The sequence below is a fragment of the Sphingomonas sp. Leaf231 genome, from assembly GCF_001421995.1.
Taxonomy (GTDB): domain Bacteria; phylum Pseudomonadota; class Alphaproteobacteria; order Sphingomonadales; family Sphingomonadaceae; genus Sphingomonas.
Genome location: NZ_LMLS01000001.1, coordinates 114,255 through 127,734, shown reverse-complemented (window position 1 = coordinate 127,734; position 13,480 = coordinate 114,255). Strand labels below are relative to the sequence as shown.

The 13,480-nt window shown below is 67.9% G+C and carries 14 protein-coding genes; 8 read left to right on the top strand and 6 right to left on the bottom strand.

The window, feature by feature from the left end; all coding sequences use genetic code 11:
- Positions 1–7 precede the first annotated feature (7 nt).
- Both ASE95_RS00675 and ASE95_RS00670 read right to left on the bottom strand, forming a co-directional pair.
- Positions 8–505: an RNA pyrophosphohydrolase gene (locus ASE95_RS00675; protein ID WP_056630056.1), complete on the bottom strand. Its 498-nt coding sequence runs from the start codon at positions 503–505 to the stop codon at positions 8–10.
- A gap of 31 nt (positions 506–536) precedes the next feature.
- Positions 537–1,520, bottom strand: coding sequence for an alpha/beta hydrolase (locus ASE95_RS00670; RefSeq protein ID WP_056630053.1), 984 nt, complete (start codon positions 1,518–1,520; stop codon positions 537–539).
- A gap of 42 nt (positions 1,521–1,562) precedes the next feature.
- Between ASE95_RS00670 and ASE95_RS00665 the strand changes: the two genes are divergently transcribed.
- Genes ASE95_RS00665 through ASE95_RS00655 form a run of 3 tightly spaced genes read left to right on the top strand, consistent with a single transcriptional unit; the run spans position 1,563 to position 5,057 of the window.
- Complete coding sequence (locus ASE95_RS00665; RefSeq protein ID WP_056632813.1) at positions 1,563–2,483, top strand: histone deacetylase family protein; 921 nt, start codon at positions 1,563–1,565, stop codon at positions 2,481–2,483.
- A gap of 8 nt (positions 2,484–2,491) precedes the next feature.
- On the top strand, positions 2,492–3,832 hold the full coding sequence (locus ASE95_RS00660) for a cryptochrome/photolyase family protein (protein ID WP_056630050.1): 1,341 nt from the start codon (positions 2,492–2,494) through the stop codon (positions 3,830–3,832).
- A 13-nt stretch (positions 3,833–3,845) separates the two neighbouring features.
- Entirely contained in the window at positions 3,846–5,057 is a 1,212-nt protein-coding gene (locus ASE95_RS00655; protein WP_056630047.1) for an SAM-dependent methyltransferase, read from the top strand.
- A 160-nt stretch (positions 5,058–5,217) separates the two neighbouring features.
- On the opposite strand, the gene ASE95_RS00650 is transcribed toward ASE95_RS00655, so the two are convergent.
- The gene (locus tag ASE95_RS00650; RefSeq protein WP_056630044.1) at positions 5,218–5,931 is read right to left on the bottom strand and encodes an SDR family NAD(P)-dependent oxidoreductase; all 714 of its coding nucleotides are present in this window, start codon (positions 5,929–5,931) and stop codon (positions 5,218–5,220) included.
- Positions 5,931–7,388, bottom strand: coding sequence for an amidophosphoribosyltransferase (gene purF / locus ASE95_RS00645; RefSeq protein ID WP_056630042.1), 1,458 nt, complete (start codon positions 7,386–7,388; stop codon positions 5,931–5,933). Before purF ends, ASE95_RS00650 begins: the two co-directional genes overlap by 1 nt.
- Positions 7,389–7,517: 129 nt before the next feature.
- Between purF and hisI the strand changes: the two genes are divergently transcribed.
- Genes hisI through ASE95_RS00625 form a run of 4 tightly spaced genes read left to right on the top strand, consistent with a single transcriptional unit; the run spans position 7,518 to position 10,617 of the window.
- Complete coding sequence (hisI, locus tag ASE95_RS00640; RefSeq protein WP_056630039.1) at positions 7,518–7,880, top strand: phosphoribosyl-AMP cyclohydrolase; 363 nt, start codon at positions 7,518–7,520, stop codon at positions 7,878–7,880.
- The gene (locus ASE95_RS00635; protein ID WP_056630037.1) at positions 7,877–8,362 is read left to right on the top strand and encodes a hypothetical protein; all 486 of its coding nucleotides are present in this window, start codon (positions 7,877–7,879) and stop codon (positions 8,360–8,362) included. Before hisI ends, ASE95_RS00635 begins: the two co-directional genes overlap by 4 nt.
- A gap of 31 nt (positions 8,363–8,393) precedes the next feature.
- The gene (locus tag ASE95_RS00630) at positions 8,394–8,813 is read left to right on the top strand and encodes a MerR family transcriptional regulator (RefSeq protein ID WP_056630034.1); all 420 of its coding nucleotides are present in this window, start codon (positions 8,394–8,396) and stop codon (positions 8,811–8,813) included.
- 4 nt (positions 8,814–8,817) lie between these two features.
- Positions 8,818–10,617 (top strand): acyl-CoA dehydrogenase C-terminal domain-containing protein, encoded by a 1,800-nt coding sequence (locus tag ASE95_RS00625; RefSeq protein WP_056630031.1) that lies wholly within the window; start codon positions 8,818–8,820, stop codon positions 10,615–10,617.
- Positions 10,618–11,361: 744 nt separating this feature from the next.
- On the opposite strand, the gene ASE95_RS00620 is transcribed toward ASE95_RS00625, so the two are convergent.
- Together ASE95_RS00620 and ASE95_RS00615 are read right to left on the bottom strand one after the other, a co-directional pair.
- Positions 11,362–11,607, bottom strand: a complete 246-nt coding sequence (locus ASE95_RS00620; RefSeq protein WP_056632810.1) for a hypothetical protein — start codon at positions 11,605–11,607, stop codon at positions 11,362–11,364.
- A 75-nt stretch (positions 11,608–11,682) separates the two neighbouring features.
- Complete coding sequence (locus ASE95_RS00615) at positions 11,683–12,441, bottom strand: metallophosphoesterase family protein (RefSeq protein ID WP_056630029.1); 759 nt, start codon at positions 12,439–12,441, stop codon at positions 11,683–11,685.
- A gap of 166 nt (positions 12,442–12,607) precedes the next feature.
- Here ASE95_RS00615 and galU point away from each other — a divergent pair, with 166 nt between their 5' ends.
- Positions 12,608–13,477, top strand: a complete 870-nt coding sequence (gene galU / locus ASE95_RS00610) for a UTP--glucose-1-phosphate uridylyltransferase GalU (RefSeq protein WP_056630026.1) — start codon at positions 12,608–12,610, stop codon at positions 13,475–13,477.
- The last annotated feature ends 3 nt before the right edge of the window (positions 13,478–13,480 follow it).

Here is a 13,480-nt window from a genome sequence, read left to right as displayed (position 1 = left end):
GCCGTGCTCAGGCCGCGCCGCCGCCGCCCGGCAGGTGCGGGGCGAACGCGGCGAGCACGTCGCGGTACAGCTGCGCCTTGAACGGCACGATCAACGTCGGCAGATCTTCGGGTGCAGCCCAGCGCCACGCCCGGAATTCGGGGTGCGGCGTATCGATGCGGACGTCGTGGTCCTCGCCGTCGAAGCGGAACAGGAACCACCGCTGACGCTGGCCGCGATACCGGCCCTTCCACACCTTGCCGACCATCTCGGCGGGCAGGTCGTAGAACAGCTCGTCCGGCGCCTCGGCGATCAACGTCACCTTGTCGGCGGTCACGCCGGTCTCTTCCCACAATTCGCGGATCGCGGCGGCCTGCGCATCCTCGCCGGGGTCGATCCCGCCCTGCGGCATCTGCCACGCTTCCAAGATGTTATCGAGCCGTTGGCCGACGAACACTTGCCCGTCGCGGTTGAGGAGCATCACTCCGGCGCACGGGCGATAGGGCAGCGTATCTGGCGTTGTCATCGCCGCCCGATAGGCCGCGCGCGCGGCGGCATCAACCCGCCGCCTGCGCGCGCTGCGCGGACGCGACCGCCGCGTTCACCGCATCAAGAAAGGCGGCGATGTCGCCTTGGCTCGACGGGATGGCGCGGCGCAGCGTGGCGAAACCATGGATATTGCCTGCCGCCTCCTGATACGTCACCGCCACCCCGGCCAGCGCCAGCGCCGCGGCATAGGCGCGTGCCTGATCGCGCAGCGGGTCCAGTCCGGCGCTCACGATCACCGCCGGCGGCAACCCGGCCAGTTCGCCCGCCAGCGGGGAGAAGCGCGGGTCGTCCGCCACCGGCCGATATTGCCCGCCGAACCACGCCATCGTTTCGCGGGTCAGCAGGTAACCGTCGGCGAATGAATCGAACGACGCATAATGCCGCGTCGCGTCGGTCGCCGGATAGATCGGCGCCTGTACGATCACCGGCACCGCGGCGGGGCGATCGCGCAGCGCGGCGGCGACCACGATCGCCAGATTGCCCCCGGCGCTGTCGCCGCTCACCACCAGCCCGGTCACGGCGCGGCCCAGCGCGTCCGGGCTTTCCGCCACCCAGCGCGCCGCCGCCTCGGCATCGTCCGGCGCGGCGGGGAAGGGCGCTTCCGGGGCCAGCCGATAACCGACCGAGATCACCGGCAGGTCCAGCTGCCGCGCCATCTCGGCGGCAAGGCTGGCATGGCTGTCGATGTCGCCGATCACCCAGCCGCCGCCATGGAAGAACACCACCGCCGGCCCCGGCGCACGCGTTTCCCGCGCATCATACAGCCGCGCCGGCATATCGTCCGATCCTGCGCCGCGGATCGTCACATCGCGGATCACCGCCAGTTCGCCACGCGGCGGATCGGCGACGTCGCACATCGCCCGCATCGCCGTCCGCGCCTCCACCAGCGTCATCTCGTGGGTGCGCGGACCGGGCAGGTTGTTGAGATAGCCAAGGAACGCCCGCACGTCGGCGCGGACGAAAGGGGCGGCATCGGTCGTGGGCTCGGTCATCGGGCACTCCTGCGCGGGGCGGCGCGCCCCTATCTTATGCGGATGATCGCCATCGTACATCACCCCGACTACGTTACCGAGGCCCCGGCGCGCAGCACGTATCGCTGGGGCAAGAACGGTGCGATCCGCGACCTGTTGCAGGCCTGGGGCGACCGCGCGACGTGGTTCGTGCCCGATGCGATGCCGCGCCACTGGCTGGAGCGCGCGCACGATCCCGATTATGTCGCGGAAGTCCTGTCGGCGCAGGTGCCCCCGGCCAAGGAACGCCGCATCGGCTTTCCCGTCTCCCCGGTCGTGGCCCGCCGGGCGCAGATGGTGCCCGGCGGTACGTACCTCGCTGCCCGCCTCGCGCTCGATCACGGCTTCGCCGCCAACACCGCCGGTGGCAGCCACCATGCCCTGGCGGATACGGGAGCGGGCTATTGCGTGTTCAACGACCTCGCCGTCGCGGCACTGCGGCTGGTGGAGGAGGGGGCGACCGAGCGTGTGCTGATCGTCGACGTCGACGTCCATCAGGGGGACGGCACCGCCGCGCTCACCGCCGGCCATCCGCAGATCGCCACCTATTCGATCCATGCCGAGAAGAACTTCCCCGTCCGCAAGGCGCGCTCCACGCTCGACGTGCCGCTTGCCGACGCGCTGGGCGATGACGCGTATCTCGCCGTGCTGGAGGAAACGCTCGCCCCGATGATCGCGGAGTGGCGACCGACGTTGATCCTCTATCAGGGCGGGGTCGATCCGTTCGCGGGCGACCGGCTCGGCCGGCTTGCGCTCACCGGGGACGGGCTCGTCGCGCGCGACCGCCTCGTCGCGCGGCTCGCGATCGGCGCTGGCGCGCCGCTCGCCTGCACCGTCGGCGGCGGTTACGGTGACGACGTCATGGCGATCGCCGCGCGCCACGTCCGCGTCATCGAGACGCTGGCGGCGGCGTTCGCCGGAACCGGTGGGGCGCATCGTTCGTAGCGCGATCGATGACCACCTTGCTCTGGCTGCGGCAGGACCTGCGCCTTCACGATCAACCGGCGCTCGTCGCCGCCGCCTGTCAGGGCGCGGTGATCCCGGTGTATGTCCTCGACGACGCTGCGGCGGGTGACTGGCGGATCGGCGGCGCGCAACGTTGGTGGCTGCACCACAGCCTGACCGCGCTCGCCGCCGCGCTGAAGGAACATGGCAGCCAGCTGATCCTGCGCCGCGGCGATGCCGTCGCAATCCTCACCGGGCTGATGGAGCAGACCGGCGCCGACGCGATTCACGCCATCCGTCACTACGAACCGTGGTGGCGCAATGCGGAGGCTGCGTTGGGCGAGCGCCTGTGCCTGCACGACGGCAACCATCTGGCCCCGCCCGAACATGTCACCACCGGATCGGGCAGCCAGTTCCGCATCTATTCCGCGTTCTGGAAGGGATTGCAGGAACATCTGCCCCCGGAAAAGCCGCTGTCGATTCCCGACGAAATCCCCGCGCCGGACGAATGGCCATCGGGCGACACGCTCGCCGACTGGCAGCTGTTGCCCACCACGCCGGACTGGTCGGGCGCGTTCGACTGGACGCCCGGCGAGGAGGAGGCGCAGCGCAAGATCGCCGCACTCGACCTCGAAGGTTACGACGATCGCCGCAACCTGCCCGCGGAGGAGGGCACGTCGCGCCTATCGCCGCATCTCCATTTCGGCGAGGTCTCGCCGCGCGCCGTGTGGCACGCCAGCGATACGCACGACGTTACGTTCCGCAAGGAACTGGCGTGGCGCGACTTCACCGACGGCGTCGTCCTTGCGCTACCCGATTACGCCGGTCGCAACGGCCGTGCCGCCTATGACAAGCTGCCCTGGCGCACCGGAGCAGGTGCCGATGCCGATCTGCGCGCATGGCAGCGCGGGTGCACCGGCTATCCGATCGTCGACGCCGGGATGCGGCAGTTGTGGCACACCGGCTGGATGCACAATCGTGTGCGGATGATTACCGCCTCGTTCCTCGTGAAGCACTTGCTGATCGACTGGCGCGCCGGCGAACGCTGGTTCTGGGATTGTCTGGTCGATGCCGATTACGGCAACAACGCCGTCAACTGGCAATGGGTCGCCGGCACCGGGGTCGACGCCAACATGTTCGGCCGGATCATGGCGCCCTTGTCGCAATCGGAGAAGTTCGGCGCGGGCGACTATATTCGTCACTGGGTGCCCGAACTCGCCGGCCTCCCCGATGCTGCTATCCACGATCCCGATGCGAGCGGCCAGCGCCCCGACGCTTATCCCGCCAAGCTGATCGGCCACCGCGAGGCACGCGAACGCGCGCTGGCGGCGAACCGGAAGGTGCGATAGGGCGGCGTCCGCCATGGACGCGGCCACCTCACACCCCCTGCCACCGTCGCGTCGCGCGCAACTGCTCGCGCCGCTCTACCACCGCATCCTCGACAGGATCGACCGCGGCCTGCGCGCCGGCGCGATCGAGGCTGAGCTGCCCGACGGTACGCGGCGGCTGGTCGGCGGCCACGCCCCCGGCCCGGTGGCGCATATCCGGCTGATCCGCTGGCGCGCGCTGCGCCGGCTGGTCACCGCCGGCTCGATCGGCTGGTATGAGGCATGGCAGGCGGGCGACTGGACCAGCCCAGATCCCGTCCCGATCTTCGACCTGTTCGTCCGCAATCGCGCCGCGCTCGGCGACGTCGCGCGCGCCAAGCATGTCGCGCGACTCGCGATGTGGATCGGTCACCGCCTGCGCCGCAACCATCGCAGCGGCGCGCGCCGCAACATCGCCGCGCATTATGACCTCGGCAACGACTTCTATCGCGAATGGCTCGACGCCACGCTCACATATTCCAGCGCGCTCGGCATGGTGGCCGGCGAACCGCTGGAGCGCGCGCAACAACGCAAGCTCGACGCGATCCTCGGACGCACCCGCGCCACCGCCGGGCAGCGCGTTCTGGAGATCGGCTGCGGCTGGGGCTCGTTCGCCGCCACCGCCGCCGCCGCCGGCGTGCAGGTCCACGGCCTGACGCTGTCCACCGAACAGCGCGACCACGTCCTGGCCCGCGACCTGCCCGGCGTCACCGTCGCGCTCACCGATTATCGCGACGCACATGAGGGCTATGACGCGGTCGCCAGCATCGAGATGGTCGAGGCGGTCGGCCCCGAATATTGGCCCGCCTATCTCGCCACCGTCGCCCGCGTCCTCAAACCCGGCGGCCGCGCGGCGCTCCAGTTCATCACCATCGCCGACGATATCTGGGACGCCTATAACGGCAGCGCCGACTTCATCCAGCGCTACGTCTTCCCCGGCGGATCGCTGATCTCCGCCAGCCGGTTCCGCGCGCTCGCCGCCGCGCACGGGCTGGCATGGCATGACGAACAGCGGTTCGGCCATGACTATGCCGCGACGCTCCACGAATGGCGTCGCCGCTTCGATCATGCCGCCGCCGAAGGCCGCTTGCCCGACCGCTTCGACCCGCGCTTCCAGCGGCTGTGGCGATATTACCTGATGTATTGCGAAGGCGGCTTCCGCGGGGGCGGGATCGACGTGCTGCACGTCACGCTCGTCAAACCCTGACCCGCCCCGGGGCAGCTTCCCACCGGAAGCCGTCCGACCCCGCAACGCGCGGCAAACGGTTGCGGATTGGCATCGATGCCGTGCCGTCAGTGCGAGCGTCGCGCACCCACCAGAAACCAGTCTTCATGCTTTCGAGGGCGCGGCACGCGCAAAAGAACCCTCAGCCCACCCGCTCCCGGTGGTTCACGCCAAACCCGTCGACCGCCAACGCCACGATCCGTTCCGCCACCACCTCGGGCGGCTTCACCGACGCCGGATCTTCGCCCGGATAGGCGCGCGCGCGCATCTTGGTTCGCGTCGCGCCGGGGTCCAGCACCGCGACCCGCACCTTGCTGACCTCGGCGGTTTCGTCGCCATATGCCTCCAGCAGCGTCTCGAACGCCGCCTTCGACGCGCCATACGCGCCCCAATAGGCGCGTGCCGTTCGCCCGACGGAGGAGGTCACGCCGATCACCCGCGCGCCCGGCGACCGCCGGAGCATCGCGTCGAACGACTGGATCATCGCCACCTGCGCCGATACGTTCAGCGTCAGCACCTGCGCCAGCTCCTTCGCGTCGATCGCAGGCACCGCCGCCAGCGTGCCGAGCATGCCGGCGTTCAGCACCATCATGTCCAGCGCCTGCCAGCGTTCGCCGATCGCCGTCGCCAGCCGCGCGATCGAATCGCTTTGCGCCAGATCCAGCGGTGCGATCGTCGCCGATCCGCCCGCGTCGAAGATCGCCTGCTCGACCTCTTCCAGGCCGGCGGCGGTGCGCGCGGTCAACACGACATGCGCACCCTTCGCGCCCAGCGCGATCGCGGTCGCCGCGCCGATCCCGCGGCTCGCCCCGGTGACGAGCGCGAGCTTGTCCTTCAACGGCAATGCGTCCGTCATCAATTCACCCGCTCGGCCAGCATCGCGAACTGGTCGACCGCGCTCGATTCGTCATGATCGGTCAGCGTCGTGGGATAATCGCCGGTGAAGCACGCATCGCAATAACGCGGCCGTCCTTCGGCGCGCTGCGACTCGCCCAGTGCCTTGTACAGCCCGTCGATCGACACGAATGCCAGGCTGTCGGCATGGATGAAGTCGGTCATTCCGCCCAGATCCAGCTTCGCCGCCAGCAACTTGGCGCGCTCCGGCGTATCGACGCCGTAGAAGCAGCTGTGTCGGGTCGGCGGCGACGCGATGCGCATGTGCACTTCCGCCGCGCCCGCCTCGCGCATCATCTGCACGATCTTCAGGCTGGTCGTCCCGCGCACGATCGAATCGTCGACCAGCACCACCTTTCGCCCCTGGATCAGTGCGCGATTGGCATTGTGCTTCAGCTTGACGCCGAGATGGCGGACCTTGTCGCCCGGCTGGATGAACGTGCGCCCGACATAATGCGACCGGATGATCCCCAGCTCGAACGGGATACCCGATTGCTGCGCGTAACCGATGGCGGCAGGCACGCCCGAATCCGGCACCGGGATGACCAGATCGGCCCCGACAGGGGATTCGATCGCCAGCTGCGCGCCGATGTTCTTGCGCACCGAATAGATCGAATGATCGTCGACGATCGAATCGGGCCGCGAGAAATACACCCATTCGAAGATGCACGGCCGCGCCGGCACCTGCTCGAACGGGCGAATCGAGCGCAACTCGCCATTCTGCACGATCACCAGCTCGCCCGGCTCGACCGATCGTTCGAACGTCGCGCCGACCACGTCGAGCGCCACGGTTTCGCTGGCGAAGATATAGGTCTCGCCCAGCTTGCCCATCACCAGCGGACGGATGCCCAGCGGGTCGCGGCACGCGATCATCCCGTCGGGGGTCATCACGATCAGCGCATAGGCGCCCTCGACCTGCTTCAGCGCGTCGATGAACTTGTCCAGCAACGTGCGATACTGGCTGGTCGCGACCAGATGGATGATCGTCTCGGTGTCGGATGTCGACTGAAAGATGGAGCCGCGCCGGATCAGCTCGCGTCGCAGCCGCATAGCATTGGAAATGTTGCCGTTATGCGCAATCGCAAACCCGCCGGACTGCAACTCGGCGTACAGCGGCTGGACGTTGCGCAGCGCGGTCTCGCCGGTCGTCGAATAGCGGACATGGCCGCAGGCGACGTCGCCTGCCAGCGCCCGGATCACTTCGTCGCGGTCGAAATTGCCCGCGACATGGCCCATCGCGCGATGGGTGTGGAAGACGTGGCCGTCGAAGCTGGTGATGCCCGCAGCTTCCTGACCGCGATGCTGGAGCGCGTGGAGGCCCAGCGCCACGAGCGCCGCGGCGCCTTCGGAGCCGGAGGCGCCGAAGATGCCGCACTCCTCGTGCAGATGGTCGTCGTCGAACGGATGGGTGGTCAGCATAAGCGGTGGGGGCTCGCGTGGTGCGGAGCCGCATATAGCGAGCGTCGTGCAAATGTCATCAACCGCAGCGGAGCGATCGCGCATATCGCGCGTTGTGGCCCGCCGCCTGCTGCTCTACCGCTCCGCATCATGAGCGATCCGCGAGAGAACGGCAGCGATTTTCTGCCCAGGTTCGATGCCGCCGGGCTGGTCACGGCGGTGGTCACCGACCGGGCGAGCGGTGCGGTGTTGATGGTGGCGCATATGAATGCCGACGCCATCGCCGCCACCCGCGCGACCGGCTACGCCACCTTCTTCTCGCGCAGCCGTGGCCGGTTGTGGAAAAAGGGCGAGACCTCCGGCCACGTGTTGCGCGTGGCGGAAATCCGCGTCGATTGCGATCAGGATGCGCTGTGGATCATCGCCGACCCCGCCGGGCCGGCCTGCCACACCGGCGCGCCGAGTTGCTTCTATCGCCGCCTGACCGATTCGGGGCTGGAGCGCGTCGATTGAGGCGTGTCGTGCTCGCCGCGCTCCTACTGGCGGGCTGCGAGCGCTCAACCGAGGCGAGTGACGATGCGGCGGCCGGGCGTGCGCTGGAGGCGGCGGCGCTGGATGCCGGAATCGTCGCCGACCCGGCCGACGCCGTGGGCGTCTATGCCGCTGGCGAGGATCGCGTCTGCATGGCCCGCATCGCTCCCGACCGCTACCGCATCGGTGTCAGCGTCGATTACGGCGCGGGTCAGCGGTGTATCGCGCACGGCACCGCGCGTGGACGCGCCACACTGGACGTGGATCTTGGCGCGGGGTGCCGCGTCAAGGTGTCGCACGACGGCGACCGGCTGTCGTTTCCGGCGCAGACCCCCGCGAAGTGCGCGCCGTTATGTCAGGGCCGCGCCGCGCTGGACGCGCTGACGGTGGATCGCCTCAGCGGAGCTGGTGGGGAAGCCGCACGCCTGCGCGGTGCCGACGGTGCACTGCTCTGTACTGATTGACGTTTACGTAAGGGGAGGGTATCAGCACCTCATGAACGCCACCGCTGCCTATGCCGTCGTTCCACCGCGCCCCGATCGGGAGGTTTTCACGATCACCGATCTGTCGGCGGAGTTCGGGCTGACGCCACGTGCGTTGCGGTTCTACGAGGACGAGGGGCTGATCGCACCGGAACGGCGCGGCATGGCGCGGATCTATTCGCACCGCGATCGCGCACGGCTGGCGTGGATCATGCGCGGCAAGCGGCTGGGCTTCAGCCTCGCCGACATTCGCGAGATGATCGACCTCTACGATCTCGGCGATGGCCGCGCGACGCAACGGCTGGTCGCGATAGCGCGGTGCCGCGAACGGATCGCGGCACTGGAACAGCAGAAGCACGACATCGACGCCGCCATTACCGAGCTGTCCGCCTTCGTCGGCGTGCTCGAGGCGGGCGCAGCAAGGAAAGAGTGAGACGATGCCTCAGTATACGCCACCGATCCGCGACACCCGTTTCGTGCTCGAACATGTCGTAGGGCTGGACCGCTACGCCAACGTGCCTGGCTTTGCCGCCGCTACGCCCGACACGGTAGAGGCGGTACTGGAAGAAGGCGGCCGCTTCGTGGCCGAGGTGCTGTTTCCGCTCAACCAGTCGGGCGATCTGGAGGGGTGCACCCGCCACGAGGACGGCAGCGTGACCACGCCGGCCGGCTTCAAGGAGGCGTATGCGAAGTTCGTCGAATCGGGCTGGGGCACGCTCAGCGCACCGGAGGCGTTCGGCGGGCAGGGGTTGCCCCATGTCGTCTCCACCGCGTTCCAGGAATATATGATCTCCGCCAACATGGCCTTCGCCATGTATCCCGGCCTCGCCCATGGCGCGATCGCCGCCTTGGTGGTGAAGGGCAGCCCGGAGCAGCAGCAGAAATATCTGCCCAGGATGGTGGCCGGCGAATGGGGCGGCACCATGAACCTGACCGAGCCGCAATGCGGCACCGACCTTGGCCTGATCCGCACCCGTGCCGAACCGCAGGCCGACGGCAGCTACCGGATCACCGGCACGAAGATCTTCATTTCGGCGGGCGAACATGACCTGACCGACAACATCATCCATCTCGTGCTGGCCAAGACGCCGGGCGCGCCGGACAGTTCGAAGGGCATCTCGCTGTTCGTCGTGCCCAAGGTGATGGTGAACGACGACGGTTCGCTGGGCGCGCGCAACGCGGTCTCGTGCGGATCGATCGAACACAAGATGGGCATCCACGGCAATTCGACCTGCGTCATGAACTATGATGGCGCGACCGGCTGGCTGGTCGGCGACGAGATGAAGGGGCTTGCCGCGATGTTCATCATGATGAACGCCGCGCGCCTGGGCGTCGGGCTGCAGGGATTGGGCGTGGCCGAGACCGCCTACCAGAACGCTGTGCGATACGCGAAGGATCGCCGTCAGGGGCGCGCGCTGACCGGCCCCGCCGACCCGGGCGAGAAGGCGGACACGCTGTTCGTCCATCCCGACGTCCGCCGGATGCTGATGGACGCCAAGGCGTGGACCGAGGGGCTGCGCGCCTTGTGCCTGTGGGGCGCGCTCCAGGCTGATCTGGAACATGGCGCCGGGACCGACGAGGAGCGGCAGCTGTCGGGTGACCTGCTCGGGCTGCTCACCCCCGTCATCAAGGGCGTCGGCACCGATCGCGGCTATCAGATCGCCACCAACGCGCAGCAGGTCTATGGCGGCCACGGTTACATCCGCGAATGGGGCATGGAGCAATATGTCCGCGACGCGCGGATCGCGCAGATCTACGAAGGCACCAACGGCGTGCAGGCGATGGATCTGGTCGGTCGCAAGCTGGCGCAGAACGGCGGCCGCGCGGTGCAGGCGTTCGGCCGCCTGGTGATGGAGGAGATCGCCGCGGGCAAGGCGACCCCCGCCACCGCCGATATCGCGCAGCGGCTGGAAAAGGCCGCGGGCGAGCTACAGGCCGCGACGATGTGGTTCCTCGCCAACGGCATGAAGAACCCCGAGAACATCGGCGCGGGCGCAGTGCCGTACATGCATCTGGTCGGCACCGTCGCGGTCGGGCTGATGTGGCTGCGCATGGCCGCCGCCGCGGCGAGACTGAAGGACGAAGGGCACGGCGACACCGCCTTCCTCGACGCCAAGCTGGTCACCGCGCGCTATTTCGCCGAGCGCGTGCTTCCGGAAGCCGGCTCGCTTCGCCGCCAGATCGAAAGTGGCGCGGAGGCGATCATGGCACTCCCGCCGGAGATGTTCGCGGCCTGAACAAGGGGGTGCCGCGGTGCCACGAGCGTGGTCCGGGTGCACACCACCTACCGCCCGCGTAGTAAGTGCGCCCTCGGTGCAAGGACGGAATGATCTTGAGGCGCGCGGCCTGTACGGGCGGGGTTGTCTCCTATGTACGTCGTCGGGGTCGATGCCAGGGGCGGTCGACGTTCAGCGTCTCCGCACCGTATCGCACCGTCACCCCGGACTCGATCGGGACGCTACTGGCCACGCGCGCGGCAAGGGCCAGCGTCGCCTGCACGGCAGAAGGGCGATGTCACCGTCACGAACGAAGCCTAAGGCGCGAAACCTGGCGTAGCGACTATCTCTTCGCAGCCGCCGTCTCGCCCGCGATGGGGCGTCGGAACCGGGCGTTCGGCACGCTGGACGACGGGCGGCGTGCTGTTCATGACGGGATGCGTCACGCGCGGGCTGCCCCCGAAACTGTGCGGCCACGCGACCACGCCGCCGTCCGGTCGGACATGCAGCCCCGCCATTGCGAGCGCAGCGAAGCAATCCATTGCGTCCTGACGCCTGGCCCGTGCTGACCGAAGCCAGTCGCCATGATCGCAACCAACGGAAAGCCCCCCCTCAGTCGGCACAGCCCGCGACACGCTGGCCCGCGTCCCGCTCCCAAGCGAGCGCCCGCAAAGCTCCCGCGACCAGACGAGCCTCCACGAGCAGACAAAAAAATAGCGGCCCGAAGGCCGCTATCTCTTTCTCCCGAGGGGGAGACGTAACAGCTTAGTTGCTGTCCGCATCATCGTCTTCGTCAGCGACGACGACGATGCCGGCCACAACGGCAGCAGCCGCCAGAACCGCAACGATCACGCCACCACCGGCGAGCTCGTTCTTCTTCGCCGACGGGGCGCCAGCGCGCACCGACTTGGCGACCGAGAGGCTCGCTGCCGAGTTGGCGGGGGCGGCCATCGCCGGTGCAACCGCCATCGTGGCGACAGCAGCTGCGAGCATGTACTTCGCAATACGCATAATGAACTCCCTTTGCGTGCAGGCCACCTCATAACCGCGAATCCTGAAAACGCAAGGGTCAACTGCCGCGGTGCATCATGTGTTCAGGATCCAGGTCTCGTGCCCCTCGATCCCGAGAGCGGTCAGCTTTCCGGAGGCATAGGCACCCGTATCCACCCCGATCCGGTTGGCGCGGCGATCGACCTGTGCGGTGATGGTGTGGCCATGGACGATCATCTTGGGGTGGGCGCCGCGATGCTCCAGAAAGCTTTCGCGGATCCACCGCAGGTCGCTCGGGCGCTGGTCGTCCAGCGGCAGGTCGGGCCGAATGCCGGCATGGACGAAGGCATAGTCGCCGGACACGATCATATCCTCGAACCCTTCGAGGAACGCGCGATGCTCCGCCGGCACCAGCGCCGCCATGCGCTCCGCAAGCTGGGGATAATCCAGTGAGTCATACTCGGCTGCGTCGATGCCATAACTCAGCACCGTTTCCTTGCCGCCCACGCGGCAGAACATCCGCAGCGCATCCTTCTGCCCGGCCAGCGCGTGGAGGAACAATTCCTCATGGTTGCCCTTCAGGAAACGGGTGGCGGGGCGCTGTTGCGCCAGCGTCATCAGCCGTTCGACGACGCCGGCCGAATCGGGGCCGCGATCGATCAGATCGCCGAGGATGACCAGCATCGTGTCCGCCGCGCCGCGGGCGGCGTCGTCGGTGTCGATCATCGTCAGCAAGCGATCGAGTTCGTCGCGGCATCCGTGAATGTCGCCAATGGCATAGATGCGTGTACCGGGGGCGGGGGCCGGCCCCGGCGCAGCGACGGCGCGGGACGAACGAAGCAGCTTCTTGAGCATGAGAACGCGAAAACCAGCGATGTCGGGAGGGGTCCGGTGCTTAGGCGCGTCACGCTCCCATCGCAAGCACGGTGCCGTCCGCCGTGCCATCTGACGATCATTACGCTATCGAATTGCGATACTTGGCAGTCATCGGTACAGACCGCCGCGCCAACAGGAGGATCGAATGACCATCAAGCCGGTACGCAAGGCGATTTTCCCCGTGGCGGGGCTGGGAACCCGCTTCCTGCCCGCCACCAAGGCGATGCCGAAGGAAATGCTGACGGTCGTCGACAAGCCGCTGATCCAATATGCGGTCGAGGAAGCGCTTGAGGCGGGGATCGAGCAGATCATCTTCGTCACCGGGCGCGGCAAGGGTGCGCTGGAGGATCATTTCGATATCTCCTACGAACTCGAAGCGACGATGCGCGCTCGCGGCAAAAGCCTGTCGATTATCGAGAACATCCGCCAGCAGCCGGGTTCGCCGGTCTACGTCCGCCAGCAGGAGCCGCTTGGGCTCGGCCACGCCGTCTGGTGCGCGCGCGACATCGTCGGCGACGAGCCGTTCGCGGTGCTGCTCCCCGACGAACTGATGGTCGGCTCGCCCAATTTCATGGCGCAGATGGTTGCAGCCTATGACAAGGTCGGCGGCAACGTCATCGGTGCGCTGGAAGTCGCAGCCGGGGAGACCGACAAATACGGCATCATCTCACCCGGCGCGCGCGATGGCGCACTGACCGAGGTGACCGCGCTGGTCGAGAAGCCGGCGAAGGGCAGCGCCCCGTCCAACCTGATGATTCCGGGTCGCTACATCCTCCAGCCCGAGGTCATGAAGATCCTCGATGCCAAGGAAAAGGGGGCCGGCGACGAAATCCAGCTTACCGATGCCATGGCCAAGCTGATCGGAAAGCAGCCGTTCCACGGCTTTACCTTCAATGGCCAGCGTTACGATTGCGGCGACAAGACCGGTTTCGTTACCGCCAATCTTGCGCTCGCGATGGCTCGTGCCGATATCGGTCCGGCGGTCCGAGCCTTCGCGCAAGCCCATCTGGGCTGATCG

What these genes read in the sequence shown, in the direction of transcription:
- ASE95_RS00670 (WP_056630053.1), bottom strand. Translation starts at nt 1,520, where the DNA reads ATGACCGAGCCCACGACCGATGCCGCCCCTTTCGTCCGCGCCGACGTG.
- purF (WP_056630042.1), bottom strand. Translation starts at nt 7,388, where the DNA reads ATGCTGACCACCCATCCGTTCGACGACGACCATCTGCACGAGGAGTGC.
- ASE95_RS00650 (WP_056630044.1), bottom strand. Translation starts at nt 5,931, where the DNA reads ATGACGGACGCATTGCCGTTGAAGGACAAGCTCGCGCTCGTCACCGGG.
- ASE95_RS00675 (WP_056630056.1), bottom strand. Translation starts at nt 505, where the DNA reads ATGACAACGCCAGATACGCTGCCCTATCGCCCGTGCGCCGGAGTGATG.
- ASE95_RS00615 (WP_056630029.1), bottom strand. Translation starts at nt 12,441, where the DNA reads ATGCTCAAGAAGCTGCTTCGTTCGTCCCGCGCCGTCGCTGCGCCGGGG.
- ASE95_RS00630 (WP_056630034.1), top strand. Translation starts at nt 8,394, where the DNA reads ATGAACGCCACCGCTGCCTATGCCGTCGTTCCACCGCGCCCCGATCGG.
- ASE95_RS00625 (WP_056630031.1), top strand. Translation starts at nt 8,818, where the DNA reads ATGCCTCAGTATACGCCACCGATCCGCGACACCCGTTTCGTGCTCGAA.
- hisI (WP_056630039.1), top strand. Translation starts at nt 7,518, where the DNA reads ATGAGCGATCCGCGAGAGAACGGCAGCGATTTTCTGCCCAGGTTCGAT.
- ASE95_RS00665 (WP_056632813.1), top strand. Translation starts at nt 1,563, where the DNA reads ATGATCGCCATCGTACATCACCCCGACTACGTTACCGAGGCCCCGGCG.
- ASE95_RS00620 (WP_056632810.1), bottom strand. Translation starts at nt 11,607, where the DNA reads ATGCGTATTGCGAAGTACATGCTCGCAGCTGCTGTCGCCACGATGGCG.
- galU (WP_056630026.1), top strand. Translation starts at nt 12,608, where the DNA reads ATGACCATCAAGCCGGTACGCAAGGCGATTTTCCCCGTGGCGGGGCTG.
- ASE95_RS00660 (WP_056630050.1), top strand. Translation starts at nt 2,492, where the DNA reads ATGACCACCTTGCTCTGGCTGCGGCAGGACCTGCGCCTTCACGATCAA.
- ASE95_RS00655 (WP_056630047.1), top strand. Translation starts at nt 3,846, where the DNA reads ATGGACGCGGCCACCTCACACCCCCTGCCACCGTCGCGTCGCGCGCAA.